Source organism: Pseudomonas sp. RC2C2, assembly GCF_018390435.1.
GTDB lineage: Bacteria > Pseudomonadota > Gammaproteobacteria > Pseudomonadales > Pseudomonadaceae > Aquipseudomonas > Aquipseudomonas donghuensis.
The window spans coordinates 537,606-561,341 of record NZ_JAHBAX010000001.1 but is presented as its reverse complement, the minus strand read 5'-3'; the positions used below and the strand labels follow the sequence as shown (position 1 = coordinate 561,341).

Annotated in this window: 19 protein-coding genes and 4 tRNA genes; 19 read left to right on the top strand and 4 right to left on the bottom strand. The window is 64.7% G+C overall.

Translation table 11 applies throughout. From position 1 onward, the window contains the following. From KHO53_RS02500 to KHO53_RS02430, 15 genes are all read left to right on the top strand, one after another. The gene (locus KHO53_RS02500) at positions 1-2,724 is read left to right on the top strand and encodes a FimV/HubP family polar landmark protein (RefSeq protein ID WP_213569943.1); all 2,724 of its coding nucleotides are present in this window, start codon (positions 1-3) and stop codon (positions 2,722-2,724) included. Between the two features lie 119 nt (positions 2,725-2,843). After that, a complete protein-coding gene (truA, locus tag KHO53_RS02495) occupies positions 2,844-3,668 on the top strand; it encodes a tRNA pseudouridine(38-40) synthase TruA (protein ID WP_412034238.1) in 825 nt (274 codons plus the stop codon). 61 nt (positions 3,669-3,729) lie between these two features. Next, positions 3,730-4,350: a phosphoribosylanthranilate isomerase gene (locus KHO53_RS02490; protein WP_010223260.1), complete on the top strand. Its 621-nt coding sequence runs from the start codon at positions 3,730-3,732 to the stop codon at positions 4,348-4,350. 279 nt (positions 4,351-4,629) lie between these two features. Continuing rightward, positions 4,630-5,550, top strand: coding sequence for an acetyl-CoA carboxylase, carboxyltransferase subunit beta (gene accD, locus KHO53_RS02485; protein ID WP_010223261.1), 921 nt, complete (start codon positions 4,630-4,632; stop codon positions 5,548-5,550). Then, positions 5,547-6,854, top strand: coding sequence for a bifunctional tetrahydrofolate synthase/dihydrofolate synthase (gene folC / locus KHO53_RS02480; RefSeq protein WP_213569941.1), 1,308 nt, complete (start codon positions 5,547-5,549; stop codon positions 6,852-6,854). The genes accD and folC overlap by 4 nt, the downstream gene beginning before the upstream one ends. Then, complete coding sequence (locus KHO53_RS02475) at positions 6,838-7,506, top strand: SPOR domain-containing protein (protein WP_036996464.1); 669 nt, start codon at positions 6,838-6,840, stop codon at positions 7,504-7,506. Before folC ends, KHO53_RS02475 begins: the two co-directional genes overlap by 17 nt. Positions 7,507-7,605: 99 nt before the next feature. Then, positions 7,606-8,160: a CvpA family protein gene (locus KHO53_RS02470; protein WP_036996463.1), complete on the top strand. Its 555-nt coding sequence runs from the start codon at positions 7,606-7,608 to the stop codon at positions 8,158-8,160. A 41-nt stretch (positions 8,161-8,201) separates the two neighbouring features. After that, positions 8,202-9,707 (top strand): amidophosphoribosyltransferase, encoded by a 1,506-nt coding sequence (gene purF / locus KHO53_RS02465; protein ID WP_010223267.1) that lies wholly within the window; start codon positions 8,202-8,204, stop codon positions 9,705-9,707. A 15-nt stretch (positions 9,708-9,722) separates the two neighbouring features. Beyond that, the gene (locus KHO53_RS02460) at positions 9,723-10,934 is read left to right on the top strand and encodes an O-succinylhomoserine sulfhydrylase (protein ID WP_010223268.1); all 1,212 of its coding nucleotides are present in this window, start codon (positions 9,723-9,725) and stop codon (positions 10,932-10,934) included. An 11-nt stretch (positions 10,935-10,945) separates the two neighbouring features. Continuing rightward, positions 10,946-11,704 carry an SDR family oxidoreductase gene (locus KHO53_RS02455; RefSeq protein WP_174242333.1) on the top strand — a complete coding sequence of 253 codons (759 nt, stop codon included), beginning with the start codon at positions 10,946-10,948 and terminating at the stop codon, positions 11,702-11,704. A 159-nt stretch (positions 11,705-11,863) separates the two neighbouring features. Continuing rightward, a tRNA-Val gene (locus tag KHO53_RS02450) sits at positions 11,864-11,939 on the top strand. Between the two features lie 76 nt (positions 11,940-12,015). Continuing rightward, positions 12,016-12,092 (top strand) — tRNA-Asp (locus KHO53_RS02445). Between the two features lie 98 nt (positions 12,093-12,190). Further along, positions 12,191-12,267: transfer RNA gene (locus tag KHO53_RS02440), tRNA-Asp, on the top strand. Positions 12,268-12,378: 111 nt separating this feature from the next. Further along, positions 12,379-12,455 (top strand) — tRNA-Asp (locus tag KHO53_RS02435). 217 nt (positions 12,456-12,672) lie between these two features. Next, positions 12,673-13,422 carry an SDR family oxidoreductase gene (locus tag KHO53_RS02430; protein ID WP_010223270.1) on the top strand — a complete coding sequence of 250 codons (750 nt, stop codon included), beginning with the start codon at positions 12,673-12,675 and terminating at the stop codon, positions 13,420-13,422. Between the two features lie 8 nt (positions 13,423-13,430). On the opposite strand, the gene KHO53_RS02425 is transcribed toward KHO53_RS02430, so the two are convergent. Next, entirely contained in the window at positions 13,431-14,984 is a 1,554-nt protein-coding gene (locus KHO53_RS02425) for a methyl-accepting chemotaxis protein (RefSeq protein WP_254469303.1), read from the bottom strand. A 271-nt stretch (positions 14,985-15,255) separates the two neighbouring features. On the opposite strand from KHO53_RS02425, the gene KHO53_RS02420 reads away from it, so the two are divergent. Beyond that, positions 15,256-16,134, top strand: a complete 879-nt coding sequence (locus KHO53_RS02420; protein WP_213569939.1) for a DUF2242 domain-containing protein — start codon at positions 15,256-15,258, stop codon at positions 16,132-16,134. A gap of 203 nt (positions 16,135-16,337) precedes the next feature. Here the strand turns inward: KHO53_RS02420 and KHO53_RS02415 are convergent, their stop codons facing one another. Both KHO53_RS02415 and KHO53_RS02410 read right to left on the bottom strand, forming a co-directional pair. Beyond that, the gene (locus KHO53_RS02415; RefSeq protein ID WP_213569938.1) at positions 16,338-17,378 is read right to left on the bottom strand and encodes an AraC family transcriptional regulator; all 1,041 of its coding nucleotides are present in this window, start codon (positions 17,376-17,378) and stop codon (positions 16,338-16,340) included. A gap of 4 nt (positions 17,379-17,382) precedes the next feature. Continuing rightward, positions 17,383-18,504 (bottom strand): nitrilase-related carbon-nitrogen hydrolase, encoded by a 1,122-nt coding sequence (locus KHO53_RS02410; protein WP_213569937.1) that lies wholly within the window; start codon positions 18,502-18,504, stop codon positions 17,383-17,385. Between the two features lie 193 nt (positions 18,505-18,697). Here KHO53_RS02410 and KHO53_RS02405 point away from each other — a divergent pair, with 193 nt between their 5' ends. Together KHO53_RS02405 and KHO53_RS02400 are read left to right on the top strand one after the other, a co-directional pair. Beyond that, complete coding sequence (locus KHO53_RS02405) at positions 18,698-20,734, top strand: NADPH-dependent 2,4-dienoyl-CoA reductase (RefSeq protein ID WP_213569936.1); 2,037 nt, start codon at positions 18,698-18,700, stop codon at positions 20,732-20,734. A gap of 78 nt (positions 20,735-20,812) precedes the next feature. Continuing rightward, positions 20,813-21,712: a 1-aminocyclopropane-1-carboxylate deaminase/D-cysteine desulfhydrase gene (locus KHO53_RS02400; protein ID WP_213569935.1), complete on the top strand. Its 900-nt coding sequence runs from the start codon at positions 20,813-20,815 to the stop codon at positions 21,710-21,712. Here KHO53_RS02400 and KHO53_RS02395 read toward each other — a convergent pair. Then, on the bottom strand, positions 21,709-22,257 hold the full coding sequence (locus KHO53_RS02395; protein WP_010223278.1) for a cytochrome b: 549 nt from the start codon (positions 22,255-22,257) through the stop codon (positions 21,709-21,711). The two genes, KHO53_RS02400 and KHO53_RS02395, sit on opposite strands and share 4 nt — an antisense overlap. Before the next feature lie 171 nt (positions 22,258-22,428). On the opposite strand from KHO53_RS02395, the gene KHO53_RS02390 reads away from it, so the two are divergent. Next, entirely contained in the window at positions 22,429-23,715 is a 1,287-nt protein-coding gene (locus KHO53_RS02390; protein WP_010223279.1) for an arsenic transporter, read from the top strand. Positions 23,716-23,736 lie beyond the last annotated feature (21 nt).

Below are 23,736 nucleotides of genomic sequence, written 5' to 3'. Positions count from 1 at the left end.
ATGCTTCGAATTCGCAAACTGGTCTTAGCAATTGCCGCGGCGTCGGCGCTGTCGTCCGGTATGGCGCATGCCCTCGGGTTGGGCGAGCTGACGTTGAAGTCAGCGCAGAACCAACCCCTGGATGCCGAGATCGAACTGCTCGATGTCCGCGACCTGACGGCGGCCGAAGTGGCGCCGAGCCTGGCGCCGCCCGAGGAGTTCGCCAAGGCCGGTGTCGAGCGCCAGGCGTTTCTCAATGACCTGACCTTCACCACGGTGATCAACCCCAACGGCAAGAGCGTGTTGCGGGTGACCTCGAGCCAACCGCTGCCGGCCCCGATGGTCAAGTTCCTGGTTCAAGTCATGTGGCCGAGCGGTCGACTGCTGCGCGATTACAGCGTGCTGGTCGACCCGGCCAAGTTCAACACGCCGGCCGGGCAACCGGCGCCGGCGGGCGTTGCACCTGCGGTGACGGCAGCCAACTACACCACCGTGCGTCGCGATACCCTGTGGGAAATCGCCTCGAAAGCCCGTCAGGGTGGTTCGGTGCAGCAGACGATGCTGGCCATCCAGGCGTTGAACCCGGATGCCTTCATCAACGGCAACATCAACCTGCTGAAAACCGGCCAGGTCCTGCGCCTGCCCGATCAGCAGCAGATCACCAGTATTCCTCAGGCCCAGGCCGTCACCGAAGTCGCCGAGCAGTACGCTGCCTGGCGCGAAGGCCGGCGCCTGGGCCCGCGTGCGCGCCAGCTCGACGCCACCCGGCGCAGCGGCACCGAGGCGGCGCCGGCGCGCATCGCCAATCAGGACAACCTCAAGCTGGTCGCGCCCGGCAGCAAGGCCGCCGCGGGCAGCAAAGGCCTCAGCGACAAATTGGCCATGGCCCAGGAAAGCCTGGACACCAGCCGTCGCGACAATGAAGAACTCAAAGGCCGCATGGCCGACCTGCAGAGCCAACTGGACAAACTGCAGCGCCTGATTGCGCTGAAGAACGACCAGTTGGCCAAGCTCGAGGCCCAGGGCGCCGCAGATGCCGCTGCGCCTGAAGCCGCCGCGACCCAGCCACCGGCGATCTCTGCCGAGCTGCAACCGGCCCCGGCACCTGCGCAGCCAGCAGTCACGCCAGCGCCGGCAGCGGTCGATACCGCACCGGTTGACCCGGCGCAGCCTGCGGTCGCCGAACAGGCGCCGGCCGATTCGAACAAAATGCTCGACGATCTGCTCGGCAACCCATTGCTGCTGGCGCTGATTGCCGGCTCCGCGGTGTTGGTGCTGTTGCTTTTGCTGCTGTTGCTGGCCCGCAAGCGCAAGGCCGACCAGGAAGCGGAAAAACACCTGCGCATGGCCCGGGCCCTGGCGGAGGAGGGCGAGCGCGCTGCAGACCTGGACCTGCCGCCAAGCAGCTTTGAAGGCCTGGACGTGGTGCCGCCGAGCGTTACCCTGGCGCCGGCAGTGGTGGCCGCGTCCGCTGCTGCCGCGACAGCCGCCGCATTGCCTGCCGAAGAGCCTGCGCCTGAACCTGCGCAAGCTACGCCGAGCACACCGGTGCAAGGCCCGATTGCCGCGCCGCTGGTTGCCCCGGCGGCCAGTGCTGCGGCACCGACCGGCGATACCTTGCTCGACGAAGTGGAGCTGAACATCGCCCGTGGCCGCCTCAATCACGCCGCCGAGCTACTGGAGCCCGCGGTTGCCGCCGCGCCGGAGCGCAGCGACCTGCGCTTGAAGCTGATGGAAGTCTACGCCCGTCAGGGCGACCGGGATGGCTTTGTCGGCCACGAGCGCCAGTTGATCGCCACCGGCCAGAACCATGCCGATGTCGAAGCCTTGAAAAACCGCTTCCCGGCCATGCTGGCAGTCGCTGGCGCAGGTGTCAGTGCTGCGGCGCTGGCGGCCGAACTGGACGCCCAGTACGTCCAGGAGCTGCTGCAGGACGAAGCGCTTGCCGAGCCGGTCGCTGAAGTCGAGCCTGTGCTTGAGGCCGAGCCGGTCGTTGAGCCTGAGCCTGCCGTTGAGGAGCCGCTGGCGGATCTTGAGCCGTTGCCTGAAGACGACCTGGACAGCGCTTTCGACCTGAGCCTGGAGGAAGATCTGCAAGGCCTGGAACTGGACGAACCGCCACTGCTCGATGAGCCTTCGCTGGCCGTTGAAGAACCGCAGGTGGCAGAAGTCGCGGGCGAAACCAGCCCCGCTCAACCGGACTTCGACGCCTTGCTGGAAGAGCATCTTGCCCAGCCTGAGCAGGCCCTGGATGACCTGGCCGATTTTGACCTCGATGTCGCAGGCGACGAGCCTGCGCCACCGCCGAGCAGCGAAAACGTCGATGTCGCCGCCGAGCTGGCGGCGTTCGATGAAACCATGCCGGAGTTCGACCCGCTGAGCGAGCTGGACCTGCCGGAAGACTTCGACCTGTCGCTGTCGCTGGACGACTCGGAGGCGGACAAGCACTTTGCCTCGGAGCTCGATGACGTCAACGCCGAACTCGACAAGCTGTCGCAAAGCCTTGAGCAGCCATCGATCGAAGCGCACTTCACTGAAGCGGACGCCGCCCTGAGCGACGACCTGGACGATGATTTCGACTACCTCGGCGGCGCCGACGAAGTGGCCACCAAGCTTGACCTGGCCCGGGCCTATATCGACATGGGCGACCATGACGGCGCCCGCGACATCCTCGATGAAGTGCGCAAGGACGGCAGCGATGCCCAGCGCCAGGAAGCCGACGAGCTGCTCTCGCGCCTGGTCTGAGTTCAGCCTGTGTACCGCCGACGGCAGCCCAAGTGGCTGCCGTTGTCGTTATAATTACCGCCATCTGCTAAACCAACAGGCTGTATCCCTTGGAAATCATTGATAACGCGGCTGCCGAAGTGGCGGCCGAAGGCTTCTTTCGTATTGCTTTGGGCGTTGAGTACAAAGGCTCGCGCTACCGCGGCTGGCAGCGCCAGGCCAGTGGCGTGGCGAGCGTGCAGCAAACCCTGGAAGAAGCCTTGTCGCGGGTGGCCGATTCGCCGGTCACCCTGCACTGCGCCGGGCGCACCGATGCGGGCGTGCATGCCTGTGGCCAGGTGGTGCATTTCGACACCCAGGCGGTGCGCAGCATGAAGGGCTGGACCATGGGCGCCAATATCAACCTGCCCCATGACATCAGCGTGTCCTGGGCCAAGGAAATGCCCGCGCACTTCCATGCGCGCTTCAAGGCCATCGCCCGGCGTTACCGCTACGTGATCTACAACGACCAGATCCGCCCGGCGCACCTGGGCGAAGAGGTGACCTGGAACCACCGGCCGCTGGACGTCGAGCGCATGGCCCTGGCCGCCGAGTACCTGGTCGGCACCCACGACTTCAGCGCCTTCCGCGCTGGCCAGTGCCAGGCCAAGTCGCCGATCAAGAATCTTCATCACCTGCGCGTTACCCGCCACGGCCAGATGATCGTCCTCGACATCCGCGCCAGTGCCTTCCTCCACCATATGGTGCGCAACATTGCCGGCGTGCTGATGACCATCGGCGCCGGCGAGCGTCCGCTGGAGTGGGCCAGGGAAGTGCTGGAAAGCCGCGAGCGGCGCGCCGGCGGGGTGACCGCGCATCCGTACGGGCTGTACCTGGTGCAGGTCGAGTACCACGACGAGTTCGAGCTGCCCGAGCGTTACATTGGCCCACACTTCCTGACCGGCTATGAGACATTGACAGGCTGACGGCCCGCAAGCCATTTGCTAACATCCGGGACTTTCCGCTTTCTGCTGAGGTTCACAGGTCATGAGCGCCGTTCGCAGCAAAATCTGCGGCATTACCCGCATCGAGGATGCGCTGGCCGCAGCCGAGGCGGGTGCCGATGCCATCGGCCTGGTGTTCTATGCCAAAAGCCCGCGGGCGGTCAGTGTGCAGCAGGCGCGGGCGATCATCGCCGCACTGCCGCCGTTCGTCACCACGGTGGGTCTGTTCGTCAACGCCAGCCGCTGTGAGCTGACGGAAATCCTCGAAGCGGTGCCGCTGGACCTGCTGCAGTTTCATGGCGATGAAACCCCGGCCGAGTGCGCAGGTCTCAACCGCCCATGGATCAAGGCATTGCGGGTGCGCCCGGGCGACGACCTGGAGGCCAGCTGCAAGCTCTACAGCGGTGCCAGCGGTATTCTTCTCGATACCTACGTGGCCGGCGTGCCAGGCGGTACCGGCGAGGCCTTCGACTGGTCGCTGGTGCCTGCGCAACTGAGCAAGCCGATCATCCTCGCCGGTGGCTTGTCGCCTGAGAACGTGGCGCACGCCATCCAGCAGGTGCGGCCTTACGCGGTGGATGTCAGCGGGGGCGTGGAGCAGGCCAAGGGCATCAAGGACCCGGCACGGATCGAGGCATTTATCCGTGCGGTCAAGCAGGCGTGAAATCGCTGCATGCTGCGGATGTGACGGCTGGCCGCGCGCCATCGTCCATAGCTTTCGCAGCCCGGTGCTGCCGGATCGCGCCCATGGGCCGGTCGAAATTACCGGGTGACGCCACTGGCGTCGCCCTTACAGGTTGACGATGGTGCGGTATCGGGGTGGCTCGCTGCAGGCGGGCGCCGGAGCCGGACCATCATCGCGTCATACACGAATTGAGCTCAAGGGCATACGCGCGAGCTGGCAGCCATAGCCTGCCGGTCGCCGCTACTGGAGAAAGAAAGCATGAGCAACTGGTTAGTAGACAAACTGATCCCTTCGATCATGCGTTCCGAGGTGAAGAAGAGTTCGGTCCCTGAAGGTCTGTGGCACAAGTGCCCGTCCTGCGAGGCCGTGCTGTATCGTCCGGAGCTGGAAAAGACCCTGGATGTCTGCCCTAAGTGCAACCATCACATGCGTATTGGCGCCCGCGCCCGTATCGACATTTTCCTCGACGCCGAAGGCCGTGTTGAGCTGGGTGCCGACCTGGAACCGGTCGATCGCCTGAAGTTCCGCGATGGCAAGAAGTACAAGGACCGCCTGACTGCCGCGCAGAAGCAGACCGGCGAAAAAGACGCGCTGATCTCCATGAGCGGCACCCTGTTGGGCATGCCGGTCGTGGTCAGTGCCTTCGAATTCTCCTTCATGGGAGGCTCCATGGGCGCCATCGTCGGCGAGCGTTTCGTGCGTGCCGCCAACTACGCCCTGGAACACCGCTGCCCGATGGTCTGCTTCTCGGCCTCCGGTGGTGCGCGCATGCAGGAAGCGCTGATCTCGCTGATGCAGATGGCCAAGACCTCGGCGGTACTGGCGCGCTTGCGCGAAGAAGGCATCCCGTTCATCTCGGTGCTGACCGACCCGGTCTACGGCGGCGTTTCCGCCAGCCTGGCGATGCTCGGCGACGTCATCGTCGGTGAGCCCAAGGCGCTGATCGGCTTCGCCGGCCCGCGCGTGATCGAGCAGACCGTACGCGAGAAGCTGCCAGAAGGCTTCCAGCGCAGCGAGTTCCTCCTCGAGCACGGTGCCATCGACATGATCATCCCGCGTCAGGAACTGCGTCAGCGCCTGGGCAGCTTGCTGGCGCAAATGATGGGCCTGCCGACGCCGAAGTTCGTCGCTCCAGTGAGCGAGCCGCTCGTCGTTCCGCCGGCGCCTGCCACCGTATGACCCAACGTACCCTTGGCGACTGGCTCGCCTATCTCGAGCAGTTGCATCCGTCGGCCATCGACATGGGCCTGGAGCGTTCGCAACAGGTCGCTGCGCGGCTCGGGCTGGGCCAGCCGGCGCCACGGGTAATCACCGTGACCGGCACCAACGGCAAGGGCTCGACCTGCGCCTTCATGGCCGCGTTTCTGCGCGCCCAGGGTCTCAAGGTCGGGGTCTACAGCTCGCCGCACCTGCTGCGTTACAACGAGCGGGTGCAGATCGACGGCGCTGAAGCCGGCGATGAGCAGCTGTGCGAAGCCTTTGCCGCCGTCGAGGCGGCCCGTGGCAAAATTACCCTGACCTACTTCGAAGCCGGCACCCTGGCGGCGTTCTGGCTGTTCAAGCAGGCGGCGCTGGACGCCGTGGTGCTCGAAGTCGGCCTGGGCGGGCGCCTGGATACCGTCAATATCGTCGATGCCGACCTGGCGCTGGTGACCAGCATCGGTGTCGATCATAGCGATTACCTGGGGGATACCCGCGAGTCGGTAGCCTTCGAGAAGGCCGGGATTTTCCGCGCAGGCAAGCCGGCCCTGTGCGGCGACCTCAATCCGCCACAGCCCTTGCTGGACAAGGCTCGCGCCTTGCACAGCCCGCTGTTCCTGCGTGGCCGCGACTTCGACCTGGCCAGCACCGACCAGTTCTGGCAGTGGCGCGGGGTCGATGCCCGCGGCGAGGTGGTCGAGTTGCAGGACCTGCCGTTACTCGACCTGCCGATGGAAAACGCCGCGTTGGCGCTGCAGGCCTACCTGTTGCTCGACCTGCCGTGGGATGCCGGGCAAATCGCCGCGGCCCTGCGCAGTACACGCATGGTCGGCCGCCTTGATCGCCGGGCCTTTACCTGGCAAGGCAAAGCGTTGACTATCCTCATGGATGTCGGGCACAACCCGCATGCTGCCGAGTACCTGGCTCAGCGCCTGGCCGCCCGGCCGCTGCCGGGCAAGCGCCTGGCGGTGTTCGGTCTGCTCGCCGACAAGGACCTCGAGGGTGTGCTCAAGCCGCTGCAGCAACAGGTTCAGGCCTGGGCCGTGGCGCCGCTGGATACCGCCCGCAGCCGGCCGGTCGCCGAGCTGCACGCGGCGCTGACGAACCTTGGCGCTGCGGTGCAGTCTTACGCCAGTGTCGCTGCCGCTCTGGAAGGGCAGTGCGCGCAGGCAACGGCGGATGATGAAATCCTGCTGTTCGGATCATTTTTCTGTGTCGGCGAAGCCTTGCAGTGGCTCGACCGGCAGGCCACGGAGGACGGGGCAAATGGCATTGCTGGATAAAGTGGTCAAGCAACGCATGGTCGGGGCGCTGGTGCTGGTGGCACTGGCGGTGATCTTCCTGCCGATGCTGTTCTCCCGCGAAGATGAAATGCGCCAGGTGCGCGTCGAAGCCCCTGAGGCGCCGGCTGCACCGACCCTGCCGCAAGTGCAGGTGGAGCCGGTGCAGGTGCCGGAGCCGCAGGTATTGCCTGAGGAGCCCGTCATCGTCGAGCAGTCCGCTGCCCCGGCGCAGGCGCCCAGCGCGCCAATTGCCCCGGTGCCAAGTGCCACGCCGGCGCCAACCCCGGCCCCGGCTGTACCGGCTGTCGCCGCAAAACCGGCCGAGCCTGCGCCAGCCAAGGCGCCGGCCAAGCCCGCGGCCACGGTCGCCACGGCGCCCAAGCCGGCAGCGGGCAAGATCGACGCCAACGGCCTGCCGGTCAGCTGGTCGATCCAGATGGCCAGCTTGTCCAACCGCGCCAGTGCCGACAACCTGCAGAAAACCCTGCGCAGCCAGGGCTACAACGCCTATATCCGTTCGGCCGAAGGCATGAACCGGGTGTATGTCGGGCCGTTGATCGAGCGCGCTGAGGCCGAGCGCCTGCGTGATGTGATCAACCGCCAGCAGAAGCTCAAGGGCTTTGTCGTACGCTTCCAACCCGAGCGCAGTTGAACCCTTGCCGCCCGGCCCGCACCGGGCGGTAAATCACTGCTTACCGACAGCCCGTTGCTCTGGTAAAATGCGCCGCCTTATCCGTTTGCAGGCACCACTGTGGCATTTACCTGGGTCGACTGGGCGATTCTCGCGATCATCGCCATTTCTTCGCTGATCAGTCTCAAGCGCGGCTTTGTCAAAGAGGCCTTGTCGCTGCTTACCTGGATCATCGCCGGTGCCGTGGCCTGGATGTTCGGTGGCTCGCTGTCGCAGTACCTGGAAGCCTATATCCAGACGCCTTCGGCCCGGGTCATCGGCGGATGCGCCATTCTTTTCGTCGCCACCCTGCTGGTGGGGGCCATGATCAACTTTCTCATCGGCGAGCTGATTCGCGTCACCGGGCTGTCCGGGACCGATCGCTTCCTGGGCATGGCCTTTGGCGCTGCCCGCGGGGCCTTGCTGGTGGTAGTGGCCGTCGGGTTGTTGAGCCTGGGGCCGGTACAACAGGATCAGTGGTGGCAGGAGTCTCGCCTCCTGCCACAATTTCTATTGGTAGCTGACTGGTCGAAAAACCTCATTCTGGGGTTCACCAGTCAGTGGCTAGCCAGCGGGATCAGCGCACCGGCTGATCTCCCGTTCCAGGAACAGCTGCTTGGGCCCAAAACGCCTTGACCGCTGTTCAGTCCAGTTTCATTAAGTAGGGGTTGCGTCGCATGTGTGGCATCGTCGGTATCGTCGGTAAGTCGAACGTCAATCAGGCGCTGTATGACGCGCTAACCGTCCTCCAGCACCGCGGCCAGGACGCTGCCGGTATTGTGACCAGCCATGATGGCCGGTTATTCCTGCGCAAGGACAATGGCCTGGTCCGTGACGTGTTCCAGCAGCGTCATATGCAGCGCCTGGTCGGTCACATGGGTATTGGCCACGTGCGCTACCCGACCGCGGGCAGCTCGACCTCGGCCGAGGCTCAGCCGTTCTACGTCAACTCGCCCTACGGCATCACCCTGGCGCACAACGGCAACCTGACCAACGTCGAACAGTTGGCCAAGGAGATCTACGAGTCCGACCTGCGCCACGTCAACACCAGTTCCGACTCGGAAGTGCTGCTCAACGTCTTCGCCCATGAGCTGGCGGTGCGTGGCAAGCTGCAACCGACCGAAGAAGACGTATTCGCCGCGGTCACCGACGTGCACAACCGTTGCGTCGGCGGTTACGCGGTGGTGGCGATGATCACCGGCTACGGCATCGTTGGCTTCCGTGACCCCAATGGCATCCGCCCGATCGTTTTCGGCCAGCGTCACACCGACGAAGGCGTCGAGTACATGATCGCCTCCGAAAGCGTTTCGCTGGACGTGCTGGGCTTCACCCTGATCCGTGACCTGGCGCCGGGCGAAGCGGTGTACATCACTGAAGAGGGCAAGCTGCACACCCGTCAGTGCGCGACCAACCCGCAGCTGTCGCCGTGCATCTTCGAGCACGTCTACCTGGCTCGCCCTGACTCGATCATCGACGGCGTTTCGGTCTACAAGGCGCGCCTGCGCATGGGCGAGAAGCTGGCCGAGAAGATCCAGCGCGAGCGTCCGGACCACGACATCGACGTGGTCATCCCGATTCCCGACACCAGCCGCACCGCGGCGCTGGAGCTGGCCAACCACCTGGGCGTCAAGTTCCGCGAAGGTTTCGTCAAGAACCGCTATATCGGCCGTACCTTCATCATGCCCGGCCAGGCCGCACGCAAGAAGTCGGTGCGCCAGAAACTCAACGCCATCGAACTGGAATTTCGCGGCAAGAACGTGATGCTGGTGGACGACTCGATCGTGCGCGGCACCACCTGCAAGCAGATCATCCAGATGGCCCGCGAAGCCGGCGCGAAAAACGTCTACTTCTGCTCGGCCGCCCCGGCGGTACGCTTCCCTAACGTCTACGGCATCGACATGCCGAGTGCCCACGAGCTGATTGCTCATAACCGCAGCACCCAGGATGTCGCCGAACTGATCGGCGCCGACTGGCTGGTCTACCAGGACCTGCCGGACCTGATCGAAGCGGTCGGCGGTGGCAAGATCAAGATCGAGCATTTCGATTGCGCGGTGTTCGACGGCAAGTACGTCACCGGCGACATCGACGAAGCCTACCTGGACAAGATCGAGCAGGCGCGCAACGACGCCTCCAAGGTCAAGAACCAGGCGGTCAGCGCGATCATCGACCTCTACAACAACTAAGTTAGGAGCAGCGGCATGACACAGGAATGGGATGCCGGGCGCCTGGACAGCGACCTCGAAGGGGTCGCTTTCGACACGCTGGCGGTACGCGCCGGCCAGCATCGCACGCCGGAAGGTGAGCACAGCGATCCGCTGTTCTTCACCTCCAGCTATGTGTTCCGTACGGCGGCCGATGCCGCCGCGCGGTTCGCCGGCGAGGTTCCAGGCAACGTCTATTCACGCTACACCAACCCGACCGTGCGCGCCTTCGAAGAGCGCATCGCCGCCCTTGAAGGCGCCGAGCAGGCGGTGGCCACCTCCACCGGCATGTCGGCGATCCTTTCGACCGTCATGGCCCTGTGCAGCGCCGGCGATCATGTGCTGGTCTCGCAGAGCGTCTTCGGTTCGACCATCAGCCTGTTCGAGAAGTACTTCAAGCGCTTCGGCGTGCAGGTCGATTACGTGCCGCTGACCGATCTGGCCGCCTGGAACCAGGCGATCAAGGCCAACACCAGGCTGCTGTTCGTCGAGTCGCCCTCAAACCCCTTGGCTGAGCTGGTGGATATCGCCGCCCTGGCCGAGATTGCCCATGCCAAGGGCGCGCAACTGGTGGTCGACAACTGCTTCAGCACTCCGGCCTTGCAGCAGCCGCTGAAGCTGGGCGCCGACATTGTCGTGCACTCGGCGACCAAGTTCATCGACGGCCAGGGCCGTTGCATGGGCGGCGTGGTTGCCGGGCGCAGCGAGCAGATGAAGGAAGTGGTGGGCTTTTTGCGCACCGCCGGGCCGTCGCTGAGCCCGTTCAACGCCTGGATCTTCCTCAAGGGCCTGGAGACCCTCAACCTGCGCATGCGCGCCCACTGCGCCAACGCCCAGGCCCTGGCCGAATGGCTGGAGCAGCAGGAGGGCATCGACAAGGTCCACTACGCGGGCCTGCAGAGCCATCCGCAGCATGAGCTGGCCAAGCAGCAGATGAGCGGTTTCGGCGCCGTGGTGAGCTTTGAGGTCAAGGGCGGCAAAGAGGGCGCCTGGCGCTTCATCGATGCCACCCGGCTGATTTCGATCACCGCCAACCTGGGTGACAGCAAGACCACCATCACCCACCCGGGCACCACCTCCCACGGCCGTCTGTCGCCGCAGGAGCGTGAGGCCGCCGGCATTCGCGACAGCCTGATCCGGGTCGCGGTGGGGCTGGAAGACGTGGCTGACCTCAAGGCCGACCTGGCCCGCGGGTTGGCGGCGCTGTGATCGACTGGTCGGTGGGCGACAGCAGCCATAACGGTCGCGTCGCCCTGGTCACCGGCGCGGCGCGCGGTATTGGCCTGGGCATTGCTGCCTGGCTGATCAGCGAAGGCTGGCAGGTGGTGCTCACCGACCTCGACCGTGCCCGTGGCGCGAAAGTGGCCAAGGTGCTCGGCGACAACGCCTGGTTCGTCGGCATGGATGTCGCCGACGAAGCCCAGGTGATGACTGGTGTGGCTGAAGTGCTGGGCCAGTTTGGCCGGCTCGACGCCCTGGTGTGCAACGCCGCGATTGCCGACCCGCACAACACCACCCTCGAAAGCCTGAGCCTGGCGCACTGGAACCGGGTGCTGGCGGTCAACCTTGGCGGCCCGATGCTGCTGGCCAAGCACTGTGCGCCGTACCTGCGCGCCCATTGCGGGGCGATCGTCAACCTGGCGTCGACCCGCGCCGGGCAATCGGAGCCCGACACCGAGGCCTATGCCGCGAGCAAGGGCGGGCTGCTGGCCCTGACCCATGCCCTGGCCATGAGCCTGGGCCCGGAGATTCGCGTCAACGCGGTGAGCCCCGGCTGGATCGATGCACGTGATCCTGCCCAGCGCCGTGCCGAGCCGCTGACCGAAGCCGACCATGCCCAGCATCCGGCGGGCAGGGTAGGGACGGTGGAAGACGTCGCGGCGATGGTGGCCTGGTTGCTGTCGCGCAATGCCGGCTTCGTCACCGGCCAGGAATTTGTGGTCGACGGTGGCATGACCAAGAAGATGATCTATCGGTAGCTGCAGGATGTCCGCAATGTGCTTTTGATTTTGCTTTTTCTTGTGGCTTGCAGCTTGAAGCTTGAAGCTGTTTTTTTCACCTCAGTGAAAAAAACTTCAATCAGGCTATTGACTTAGGTTCGATACCTGCGTAAATTTCGCCACCTCAGCGAAGCACACGGGTGATTAGCTCAGCCGGGAGAGCATCTGCCTTACAAGCAGAGGGTCGGCGGTTCGATCCCGTCATCACCCACCACTTCCTGAGATGTTCCTGACCCGACACTTTCGCAAGAAGGTGTTACCAGAGAGGAACCGGACGCAAGTCCATATGCGCAGCGGTAGTTCAGTCGGTTAGAATACCGGCCTGTCACGCCGGGGGTCGCGGGTTCGAGTCCCGTCCGCTGCGCCACTATTCTCCAGATCGGTTTAACGACCGGTTTGAGGTTTCAAGGCCAACAGCCTTGTAGCCAGATCCCAGTTTCAAGCGGGCGCAAGCCTGTACGATACGCAGCGGTAGTTCAGTCGGTTAGAATACCGGCCTGTCACGCCGGGGGTCGCGGGTTCGAGTCCCGTCCGCTGCGCCATCTTCGCTTCGAGGCCCTTGAACTCCTCGAAGCAACAAAGAGAGCGACCTGAGGTTGCTTTTTTTGTGCCTGAGTTTTGCAGCCTTCGCGCAACTCGGGTGAGCACGACACGCAGCGGTAGTTCAGTCGGTTAGAATACCGGCCTGTCACGCCGGGGGTCGCGGGTTCGAGTCCCGTCCGCTGCGCCATATCGAAGTAACAAAGAAAGCGACCTTCGGGTCGCTTTTTTTGTGCCTGAATTTCGGCACCGTGGTGCGGCCATCGCCGGCAAGGCCGGCTCCCACAGGAGCGCGGTGTACACAAAACTTGTGAGAGCTGGCCTTGCCAGCGATGAGGCCTACTTGGTCTACATCCAGTCCTCACAACCGTTATGCTAGCGCCTTCAGTCTTCCACTGAGGTTCAGGATGAACAATCTTCAAGACTCGATCGCGGTGATCACCGGCGCCGGACGCGGCCTGGGTGCCGCCCTGGCCATCTCGCTGGCCGACGCCGGTTGCAAGGTGGTGCTGTGCGGGCGCAATGAAGCGGCGCTGGCACACGTCGCCGCCACTATCGAAACCCGCACAGGCCAGCTGCCGACCACGGTCCAGGTCGACCTGGCCGACAGCGCCAGCGTTACCCGCGCCACGCAAACCATCAGTCAGCGCTTTCCCACCCTCGACGTGCTGATCAACAACGGCGCCATGTGGCTGGAAGCGAACGAGCAGGGCTACTCGCCCGAAGACGTGCAGGGCGTGATCAACGCCGCGGTCACCGGCACCTTCCTCTTCACCCAGGGCCTGCTGGCGTCGCTACGCCGCTCCCGGCGCCCGGACATCGTCACCATAGGTTCGATCAGCGCATTGCCCAATGCCGCCTTGCACAGCGTCTCAGTGCCGTTCTACGCCGCCAAGCACGCCCAGCGGGCGCTGGCCGAAGGGTTGCGTCAACAGCTGGCGGGTACGCCGATCCGTTCGTTGTGCGTGCACCCGCCGTACCTGGACGATATCTCCCCGACCGAACCTGCCTGGGAGGCCGTCAGCGAGCGCCAGAAGGGTGAGCGCGGCACCAATCGGGATGTGGTCGAGGCGGTGCTGTTTGCCGTGACCCGGCCGCGGCATGTGAGCCTGTCGTCGATCGTCATCGACAGCGACGACGGCGGCCTGTTCGGCTGAGTCAACGGCTAAACCCTGAAGCGCGCCACCAGCTGTTGCAGTTCGCAGCCCAAGCGCGCCAGTTCCACTGACGAGGCCGCAGTCTGCTGTGAAGCGGTGGACGACTGTTCGGCGACATCACGAACGCTGAGCACGCTGCGGTTGATCGATTCGGCCACGGCGCTCTGCTGTTCGGCGGCGGTGGCGATCTGCAGGTTCATGGTCTGGATGCTGGTCACGGTCTGGGTGATGGCCTGCAGTTCGATACCGGCCTGATTGGCCATCTCTACCGTGCCGCCGACCTGCTGCTGGTTGGCGTGCATCATTTCGGCGGCCTTCTGTGCGCCCTGTTGCAAGGAGACGATCAGCGCTTCGATCTGTGCTGTCGACTGCTGGGTGCGCAGTGCCAGCCCGCGAACCTCGTCGGCCACCACGGCAAAACCGCGGCCGGCCTCGCCAGCGCGCGCCGCTTCGATGGCGGCATTGAGCGCCAGCAGGTTGGTCTGCTCGGCGATGGCGTTGATCACCGTCATCACCGTACCGATGCGTTCGCTTTCTTCCGACAGCTGGCTGATCGCGCTGGCCGAACTGCCGATATCGTCCGCCAGCTGGCCGATCTGGTTCAGGGCCTGCTGTACCACGCGGTTGCCCTGTTTGGCCTGGCTGTCGGCCTGGCGCGTGGCTTCGCTGGCTTCTTCGGCATTGCGCGCGACTTCCTGGACGGTGGCGACCATTTCGCTCATCGCCGTGGCCACCTGGTCAGTCTCGACCTTCTGGCTGGTGATGCCGGCGCTGGTCTGCTCGGTGATGGTCGACAGCGCTTCGGCGGCGCTCGACAGCTGGCGGGTGACATGCCCGGCCTGGCCGAGCATCTCCCGCAGGTTATCGCCGCTTTGCGCCAGCGCCTGCAGCAGCTGGCCGAATTCGTCGCGGCGCGGTTCGCTGGCGGTGTTGGTCAGGTCGCCTTCGCCAATGCGCCGGGCAATCTCCAGCGCCTGGCGCAGTGGCTGGGTGACCTGGCGGATGATCAGCGCACTGATCAGCACACCCAGCACCAGGGCGGCGAACAGCAAGGCGAGCATCAGGCTGCGGCTGTTGCTGGATTCTTCGGTGCTCTTCTGGTTTTGCAGGGTGATCAACTGGTTGATCGCCTCCAGGCCCTGGTGGACGTTTTCCAGCAGTTGATCGTGAAGCTTGGTCTGCAGCAGGGTGCCGCCGGTCGCCGCCTTGAGTTGCTCGAATTGTTCCAGGTACAGCTTGAGATCGTCCCCAGTGGCCTTGAGCAGGCGCTGCGAGTCGGCATCGGGCAGGGCGGCGAGGTTTTCCTCCACCAACGCTGTGGCCCGCTGATGGGCCTTGGTTAGCTGGCTGGTGAAGGTGCCTTCGCGGCGTTGCTCGAAGCTCAGCTGGGCGGCACGCATTTCATTGAGGTTGTCGAGGATGTAATTGACCGACACCAGGCGGTCGGCCCGTTGGGTCAGGGTATTCAGGCTACTGATGGCGGTAATGGCCAGCAGCACCATCAATACCAGGATGGGCGTAAAGCCGAGCAGCAGCTTGATTTTCACGGATAGGTTTTTCACCGAGGTAACTCCTGTCGACCGGTATGGCGTCAATAATGGCTAGTTGCCAGCGTAGTCGCAGAATGTGCAGGGCAAAAGTCAGATGGATCCGATCAGACAGTAGGGTTTGAGTGAAGTAATTGTGGGCTTATCGACCAATGGTCAACCCTAGGCACCGGGGGTGATCGCTGGCGCTTTGGATGAATTTTCTGCGGTGATTGGCAGCCTACGGTTTCAGCATGCCGCCGATGTGATGCACAATAGGCACCGACCGTTTTCCTCAGGATTTGCAATGTCAAAGTCAACCGTCTGCGGTGCGCTCGGGCTGGCCCTTGTGCTGGCGGGTGTTTCCGGCTGTTCTTCGAAGAAAGCTGCCATTTACGAACACGAGAATTTCGACGACTCGGGTACCTTTTCGCGCAGCTTTCCGGTCAGTGAGGCCGGTACCTGCGAGGCTGCCCGCCGTGCCTTGCTCAGCCAGGGCTACATCATCACCAGCAGCGATGCAGGCCAGGTCAATGGCAACAAGAGTTTCCAGCAGACCGGCGATTCGCACCTGCAGATCAGCTTCAACGTGGTCTGCGCCCGTGACAGCGGCGACGAGCAGCGCTCGACCATGTTCGCCAACGCCCTGCAGGACCGCTATGCGCTGAAAAAATCCAACACGTCGGCCAGCCTTGGCGTGGGTGTGCTGGGTTCGGTGTCGATGCCGATCGGCTCCAGTGACGACTCGATGGTCAAGGTCGCCAGCGAAACCGTGACTTCGGCCAAGTTCTACGAGCGTTACTTCGCCCTGGTCGAAAGCTTCCTGCCCAAGGAAAACAAGAAAAAGGCCGGCCCCAAGCCTGCGGATAAGCCGGCAGTGGAACTGGGCGTGCCCGAGCCTGCGCCGCTAGCGCCAGCGGCCGCCCTGGCCCCGACGCCTGCGCCAGCACCTGCGACGCCAGCGCCGGCTGCAGCAGTACCGGTCACCGAGCCGGCTGCGGCGCCAGCTGCCGAGGTGCCTGCCGCCCCCGTGGTCGATGACAGCAATGGCTCGCAGCCGGTACCGCCGCCGGCAGAAGCTGCGCCGATCAGTGTCCAGGACAGCAGCTCGCCGGCAGCCGCCGAGCCGGCCCCGACCGTCGCCCCGGCAGCGCCGGCCAGCAGCGCCGAGCAGGCGCCGCTGTAACTTCGCCAGTGTCTGCTACGTTGTTTTGACAAGCGTCATTGTCATTTTTCTTTCATCACGGCACTTTAGGCTCGTTGACGAATCAATGACATGAATGAGAAACGACGGAGCAGATGATGGACGACTATCAAGAAGAACTACTCGAATACCGCGCCATTGAGCTCGACCCGGTCGAGCCCGCTGAAGACGCCACCGAGCTGTAATCAGCCGGTACGCCGCTGGCTGCGGCGAAACTCGCCCGGGGTGATGCCGTTCCAGCGCTTGAACGCGCGTTGAAAGGCCTCTGCCGAGGCAAACCCGAGTAGATAGGCAATCTCGCCGAAGGCCAGCTCCGTGTCGCGAATGTAGGTCATGGCCAGGTCGCGCCGGGTATCGTTGAGGATCGCGCGAAACTGCGTGCCTTCCTCGGCCAGCTTGCGCCGCAGGGTCCAGGTCGGCAGTTGCAGGTGCCTGGCCACTTCCTCCAGATCCGGTTCCCGTCCACCGTTCAGCAACGGCCCCAGCAGATGGGCGATGCGCTCGCCCAGGCTGCGTATCCGCGTGCGCTGTTCAAGCTCGGCCTCACACAGTTGCAGCAGGTGCTGCCAGGTGCTCGGGCAGTGCGCGGGGTTGCGCAGGGCCAGGTTGGCGCGGCTCAGGCGCAGCTGATTGGTGCCTGCGCCGAACTGCACCGGGTTGCTGCTCAAGGCTTGGTAGTGGGCGGCGTAGGCAGGCGCGTCGAATTCGATCTCGACCCGTTCTGCCAGCAGGGTCACCCCCGCCAGGCTCGACAACTGCGCCAGCCAGCCGGCCAGCAGTGAGTCCACCACGAAGCGGTTGTAGGCGTTGTACGGGCTGATCGAGTAGAAACGCAGCCAGACGCCGCCACTGTCTTCGTGATAGCTTGAATGCCCGCGGTAATTGGCCGCATACAGTGGTTCGAAGCGCAGCAAGGTGCGCGCGGCTTCGCCCACGGTCGGCGCTTGTGCCGCCGTGACGCCGGCCAGGCCTGCCTGGCCGAGGCGGCTGATATGGCCCATGTGCAGGCCCAGGGCCGGATCGCCGGTCAGCTCGATGGCGGCATGGCCCAGGTGCATGTAGCGCGGGATCGACAGGCGCGCCCCCGGTTCGGCCAGGCGCGCCGGGTCCAGGCCGTAGCGGGCGAGCAGGGGAGAGGGATCGATCCCGCGTTGCTGCAGGGTTTCACTCAGCGGCTGAATGAAACCGACCGACAGGTCGCCCAAGCGCACACGTGGGCGATTCATGCGTTTACAACCAGACGTTCAGCAGGCGCGCACCGGGGCTGGCAGTGCCGCCCAGGTTCACCCCGTTGAGCTGGGCAAAGCCCTGGCCATCGGCGGCCTGGTCCCAGAAGCGCCCGCGCAGGAACACACTCATGCTGCTGACCTTGGCGGTGTTGGCCTCCAGGGTCAGGCGCTGCCAGGCGTCGCGTTCGCTCACCTCGCCCGGCTTGAGCGTCAGCGACGAGGCCAGGGGTTGGTGGCGGTTGCCGCGCCATGGCGCGCTCCAGCTGTTGTGGCCGCTGAGGAACACCGGGTTGGCGACGATCTGGGCAAACTGGTTGACCAGTTGCTGCTGGTTGCTGGGGTACCAGCTGTCGCTGCCGATCAGCACGCCAAGGCGCCCGGCAGGGGTTTGCAGCACCTGTGGCGGTTGATCGGTGCCGCTGCTGATAAAGCGCCGCACTTCGCTGTCGGGGTGCTGTTGGCGCTGCGGCTGGCCAAGCACCGAGCCGTCGCTGGCGAAGACCAGGCTGGCGTTGTACAGGGCACCGGAGCCGATCCGCAGGGTGCCGCGCTCGACATAAGGTTCAGGCAAGACGATAGAGCCCGCCACCAGGGTCACGCCGAACTCCTTGGCCAGGCCCCCGAACAACTGCTGGTAATCCTCGGCCATCTGCCCGGCTTTCATTCGCAGGTGCGCATCGGCACGGCGGTCGTCGCCTTCGGCGCCGAGCATGGCCAGGCCGTAGCGCAGCGGGTTGCTCAGCTCCAGCCATTGCAGGGCTTCGCGGCGCTGGGTGACCTGATACAGCTCGCTCTTCTCGCCGCGGGCCCACAGCCAGGTGCCGATGTGTTCGGGCAGGATGACGATGGTCTTGGCGTTGATCAGGCCTTGGGCGCGGGCGTGTTCAAGGTAGGCGGCCAGCTTGCGGTGCAGGCGTTGCAAGCTTTGGTAGTCGCCAGGGAACAGTTGCGGCTCGACCCCCAGCAAATTGCCGTGATCGGCCGGCACGCCTTCGCTCAGGGCCAGCTCGATGCGCAGGTCCGACAGGTAGTGGCCGGCCGGGCGCTGTTCGGTCCAGAACCCGTAGCCACTCAGGGCGGCAATGACAACCAGCGCCAGGGCGCTCAACAGGAGTTTTCGCATGAAACGGGACAGCGCCGACAAGGGATTCGGCCCCTAGGGTAGACCCCGCGCGCAGTAGGATCAATAACTTGTCACTTTCGGTCATTGAGCCGCGCCCGCTGGCTCTTTAATGTCGGCCTCAGATAACTGACGGGCCCCGCCAGCCTTGGCGAGGCGCCCGCATTCCGTGATTACGCCTGTTGTGGAGTTGACTATGGCCGCCGCTCAATACCCGCATTTGCTCGCCCCGCTGGACCTGGGTTTCACCACCTTGCGCAACCGCACGCTGATGGGCTCGATGCACACCGGCCTTGAAGAGAAGCCCGGCGGTTTCGAGCGCATGGCGGCCTACTTTGCCGAGCGCGCCCGTGGCGGCGTCGGCCTGATGGTGACCGGCGGCATTGGCCCGAACGTGGAGGGTGGGGTGTATTCCGGCGCTGCCAAGCTGAGCACGCCGGAAGAAGCCGATAAACACCGCATCGTCACCAAAGCGGTGCATGAGGCCGGTGGCAAGATCTGCATGCAGATCCTCCACGCCGGTCGCTATGCCTACAGCCCGAAATCGGTAGCGCCAAGCGCCATCCAGGCGCCGATCAACCCGTTCAAGCCGCGCGAGCTGGATGAAGAGGGCATCGAGAAGCAGATCCAGGACTTCGTCACCTGCTCGCTACTGGCGCAAAGCGCCGAGTACGACGGCGTCGAGATCATGGGGTCGGAAGGCTACTTCATCAACCAGTTCCTCGCCGCCCACACCAATCAGCGCACCGACCGCTGGGGTGGCAGCTACGAGAACCGCATGCACCTGGCGGTGGAAATCGTCCGCCGTGTGCGCGAAGCGGTAGGGCCGAACTTCATCATCATCTTCCGCCTGTCGATGCTCGACCTGGTCGAGGGCGGCAGCAGCTGGGAAGAGATCGTGCAGCTGGCCAAGGCCGTGGAACAGGCCGGCGCGACCCTCATCAACACCGGTATCGGCTGGCACGAGGCGCGGATCCCGACCATCGCCACCAAGGTGCCGCGCGCGGCGTTCAGCAAGGTCACCGCCAAGCTGCGCGGTGCAGTGCAGATCCCGCTGATCACCACCAACCGCATCAACACCCCAGAAGTCGCCGAGCAGATCCTTGCCGAAGGCGATGCCGACATGGTCTCGATGGCGCGGCCGTTCCTGGCCGACCCGGAGTTCGTCAACAAGGCCGCCGCCGGGCGTGGCGACGAGATCAACACCTGCATCGGCTGTAACCAGGCCTGCCTGGACCACACCTTCGGCGGCAAGCTGACCAGTTGCCTGGTCAACCCGCGCGCTTGCCACGAAACCGAGCTCAATTACCTGCCGGTAACCCAGGTCAAGCGTATCGCCGTAGTGGGCGCCGGCCCCGCCGGCCTGGCTGCTGCCACCGTGGCAGCCGAGCGCGGCCATGAGGTGACCCTGTTCGATTCGGCCAGCGAGATCGGCGGCCAGTTCAACGTGGCCAAGCGCGTGCCGGGCAAAGAGGAGTTCTACGAGACCCTGCGCTACTTCAAGCGCAAGCTGCAGACCACCGGTGTCGAGCTGTGCCTGAACACCCGCGTCGATGCCGAGCAGCTGGCGGCGGGCGGCTTTGACGAGATCATCCTCGCCACCGGTATCGCTCCGCGCCTGCCGGCTATCCCTGGCATTGAACACGCCAAGGTGTTGAGCTACCTGGACGTGCTGCTGCAACGCAAGCCGGTAGGGCAGAAGGTTGCGGTGATCGGCGCTGGCGGTATCGGCTTTGACGTCTCCGAGTACCTGGTGCACCAGGGCGTGGCCACCAGCCAGGACCGCGAGGCGTTCTGGAAGGAGTGGGGCATCGATACCCAGCTTGAAGCCCGCGGTGGTGTGGCCGGCATCAAGGCCGAACCCCATGCGCCGGCGCGTCAGGTGTTCCTCCTGCAGCGCAAAAAGACCAAGGTCGGCGATGGCCTGGGCAAGACCACCGGCTGGATTCACCGCACCGGCCTGAAGAACAAGCAGGTGCAGATGCTCAACAGCGTCGAGTACCTGAACATCGACGATGCCGGCCTGCACATCCGCATCGCCGAGGGCGAGCCGCAGGTGCTGCCGGTGGATAACATCGTCATCTGCGCCGGCCAGGACCCGCTGCGCGAACTGCAGGACGGCCTGGTCGCCGCTGGCCAGTCGGTGCACCTGATCGGCGGTGCCGATGTCGCCGCCGAGCTGGATGCCAAGCGCGCCATCAACCAGGGGTCGCGCCTGGCCGCCGAACTCTGACTGGCGCAGCGCGGCGGGCTGCCGGGCCCGTCGCGCTGTTACACTGCGCTGCCCTGGCAGCCCTGTTGTGCCCCTCCCATGATCGGCAGATTCGACGACCTTCCTCTCGCGCCCCTGCAACCCTTGCCCCTGAGCTGGCTGCGCGCCCATGGCGTGGAGCTGGCGGTGTTGCGCCTGGACCTGATCGACCCGCTGATCAGCGGCAACAAGTGGTTCAAGCTGCTCGAACACCTGCGAATCGCCCAGGCCCAGGGGGCGCCTGGGGTGATCAGCCTTGGCGGCGCCCATTCCAATCACTTGCATGCCCTGGCAGCCGCCGGCAAGCGTTTCGGCTTTGCCACCGCAGGCCTGCTGCGCGGGCACGCGCAAGACACACCGACGGTGCGCGACCTGCAGGCCTTTGGCATGCAGCTGCATTGGCTGGGGTATGGCGGCTATCGCGAGCGTCATCAGCCGGGTTTCTGGCAACCCTGGCAGGCGCTTTACCCCGGCTGGCATTGTGTCGCCGAAGGCGGCGGCGGGGCCCTGGGCGCCAAGGGCTGCGCCTTGATCGTCGAGCAGGCGCACGCGCAATTGGCGGCGCTGGGCTGGGCGGATTATCACGGCTGGTGGCTGGCGGCAGGTACTGGTACCACCCTGGCCGGGTTGGTGCTGGCGGAAGCGGGCAGGCACGAGGTTCATGGCGCCTTGGCCGTGCCGCTGGACCATGGCGTGCCCGAGGCGGTGCAAACGTTGGTGGGCAAGGCCGGTTACCGCTTGCATGAGGCCTGCCGTGGCGGCTTTGCCAAGGTCGATGACGAACTGTTGGCGTTCATGGCCGAGTGCGAGGCGCAGTCGGCGATGCCGCTGGAGCCGCTGTACACCGCCAAAGCCTTGCTGGCGCTACGTCGGGAGGTCGAAGCCGGGGCCTTTGCCCCTGGTACCCGGCTTATCTTCCTGCACAGCGGCGGCCTGCAGGGCCGCCGCGGTTTTGCCTAGTTGTTGCGTGGCAACATGCGCAGCAGGGTGTTATCGCGCTGCACGTAATGATGGTACAGGCCTGCGACCGCATGCAGGCCGATCAGCCAGTAGCCCCAGGTGCCGATACGCTCGTGCCAGCCCTTGATGAATTTGGCCTGGTCCGGGTCCGGGGCGATCAGCGCCGGCAGCTCGAAACCGTAGAACGGGATCGGTTTGTTGGCGGCGCTGAGCAGTAGCCAGCCGGCCAGCGGCAGGCCGATCATCAGCAGGTACAGGGCCAGGTGCATCAGGTGCGCCAGGCCTGTCTGCCAGGCCGGTGGCGCCGGAATGATCGCTGGGGTCGGGCGACCCAGGCGCAGGGCCAGGCGTAACCAGACCAGCACGAACACGCTCAGGCCCAGCATGAAGTGCAGGTCTTTCATCAATGCGCGTTCGGCGCTGTCCTTGGGAAACATGCCGCGCAGTTCGATAAAGGCGTAGACCGCCGCCAGCAGCACCAGCATCAGCCAGTGCAGGGCAATCGACAGGCCACTGTAGCGGGCCTGGTTTTGGCTCAGAGTCATGGGTGTTCCTCATCATCAGGTCGAAGTCCGCGCTCTTCTGGCGCAGTCAGCTAACTGTAACCGCTTGCCAGCCGGTTACCCGGGCATTGCAGCAGAAATTCATCACCGCCGTCTTGATCTGTCGCTAGAATCCGGCGCTTGTGCCCCACTATTTTGCAAGGTTTGTACTTCATGCTGATGGCATCTTTGATTTTCCTGCTGACCATTACCCTGGTGATCTGGCAGCCCCGTGGCCTGGGCGTGGGCTGGAGCGCCACGGGCGGGGCGCTGCTGGCGTTGCTTTGCGGGGTGGTGCAGTGGAGCGATATCCCGGTGGTCTGGCACATCATCTGGAACGCCACTGGCACCTTCATCGCCCTGATCATCATCAGCCTGCTGCTCGATGCCGCCGGCTTCTTCGCCTGGGCGGCGTTGCATGTGGCGCGTTGGGGGCGCGGCAGTGGCCGGCGCTTGTTCTGCTACATCGTGCTGCTGGGGGCACTGGTGTCGGCACTGTTCGCCAATGATGGTGCGGCGCTGATCCTTACCCCGATCGTGGTGGCCATGCTCCTGGCCCTGCGCTTCAGCCCGGCGGCGACCCTGGCGTTCGTCATGGCCGCAGGCTTTATCGCTGATACCGCCAGCTTGCCGCTGGTGGTGTCGAACCTGGTCAACATCGTCTCTGCCGACTTCTTCGGTATTGGCTTCAACCGCTACGCGGCGGTGATGGTGCCGGTCAACCTGGTCGCCGTGGCGGCCACCCTGGCAGTGCTGCTGTGGTACTTTCGCCGCGACATTCCGCGCAACTACGACCCGCTGCAACTGGATGCCCCGCGCAGCGTGGTGCAGGACCCGGCGACCTTCGTCGCCGGCTGGCTGGTGCTGATGATCCTGCTGCTGGGTTGCTTTGCCCTGGAGCCGCTGGGCATTCCGATCAGCGCGATTTCTGCAGTGTGCGCCCTGGTGTTGCTGCTGGTGGCGGCGCGCGGGCACAAAATCTCCACGCGCAAGGTGCTCAAGGAAGCGCCCTGGCACATCGTGGTGTTCTCCTTAGGCATGTACCTGGTGGTCTACGGCCTGCGCAATGCCGGGCTGACCGATTACCTGGCCGGCTGGCTCGACGGTTTTGCCATGGGCGGGGTGTGGGGCGCGGCGCTGGGCACCGGGCTGCTGACCGCGGTGCTGTCGTCGATCATGAACAACCTGCCGACGGTGCTGATCGGCGCCTTGTCGATCGATGCCAGTACCGCCACGGGTGTGGTCAAGGAGGCGATGATCTACGCCAACGTGATCGGCAGCGACCTGGGGCCGAAGATCACCCCGATCGGCAGCCTGGCGACCCTGCTGTGGCTGCATGTGCTGGAGCGCAAGGGGGTGAAGATTGGCTGGGGGTATTACTTCAAGGTCGGGATCGTGCTGACGGTGCCGGTGTTGTTGCTGACCTTGGTGGCGCTGGCGCTGCGGTTGACTGTGGTTTAGGGCTGGCTTCATCGCCGGCAA

What these genes read in the sequence shown, in the direction of transcription:
- KHO53_RS02490 (WP_010223260.1), top strand. Translation starts at nt 3,730, where the DNA reads ATGAGCGCCGTTCGCAGCAAAATCTGCGGCATTACCCGCATCGAGGAT.
- KHO53_RS02400 (WP_213569935.1), top strand. Translation starts at nt 20,813, where the DNA reads ATGATCGGCAGATTCGACGACCTTCCTCTCGCGCCCCTGCAACCCTTG.
- accD (WP_010223261.1), top strand. Translation starts at nt 4,630, where the DNA reads ATGAGCAACTGGTTAGTAGACAAACTGATCCCTTCGATCATGCGTTCC.
- folC (WP_213569941.1), top strand. Translation starts at nt 5,547, where the DNA reads ATGACCCAACGTACCCTTGGCGACTGGCTCGCCTATCTCGAGCAGTTG.
- purF (WP_010223267.1), top strand. Translation starts at nt 8,202, where the DNA reads ATGTGTGGCATCGTCGGTATCGTCGGTAAGTCGAACGTCAATCAGGCG.
- KHO53_RS02420 (WP_213569939.1), top strand. Translation starts at nt 15,256, where the DNA reads ATGTCAAAGTCAACCGTCTGCGGTGCGCTCGGGCTGGCCCTTGTGCTG.
- KHO53_RS02475 (WP_036996464.1), top strand. Translation starts at nt 6,838, where the DNA reads ATGGCATTGCTGGATAAAGTGGTCAAGCAACGCATGGTCGGGGCGCTG.
- KHO53_RS02460 (WP_010223268.1), top strand. Translation starts at nt 9,723, where the DNA reads ATGACACAGGAATGGGATGCCGGGCGCCTGGACAGCGACCTCGAAGGG.
- KHO53_RS02390 (WP_010223279.1), top strand. Translation starts at nt 22,429, where the DNA reads ATGCTGATGGCATCTTTGATTTTCCTGCTGACCATTACCCTGGTGATC.
- KHO53_RS02430 (WP_010223270.1), top strand. Translation starts at nt 12,673, where the DNA reads ATGAACAATCTTCAAGACTCGATCGCGGTGATCACCGGCGCCGGACGC.
- KHO53_RS02410 (WP_213569937.1), bottom strand. Translation starts at nt 18,504, where the DNA reads ATGCGAAAACTCCTGTTGAGCGCCCTGGCGCTGGTTGTCATTGCCGCC.
- KHO53_RS02395 (WP_010223278.1), bottom strand. Translation starts at nt 22,257, where the DNA reads ATGACTCTGAGCCAAAACCAGGCCCGCTACAGTGGCCTGTCGATTGCC.
- KHO53_RS02415 (WP_213569938.1), bottom strand. Translation starts at nt 17,378, where the DNA reads ATGAATCGCCCACGTGTGCGCTTGGGCGACCTGTCGGTCGGTTTCATT.
- KHO53_RS02500 (WP_213569943.1), top strand. Translation starts at nt 1, where the DNA reads ATGCTTCGAATTCGCAAACTGGTCTTAGCAATTGCCGCGGCGTCGGCG.
- KHO53_RS02405 (WP_213569936.1), top strand. Translation starts at nt 18,698, where the DNA reads ATGGCCGCCGCTCAATACCCGCATTTGCTCGCCCCGCTGGACCTGGGT.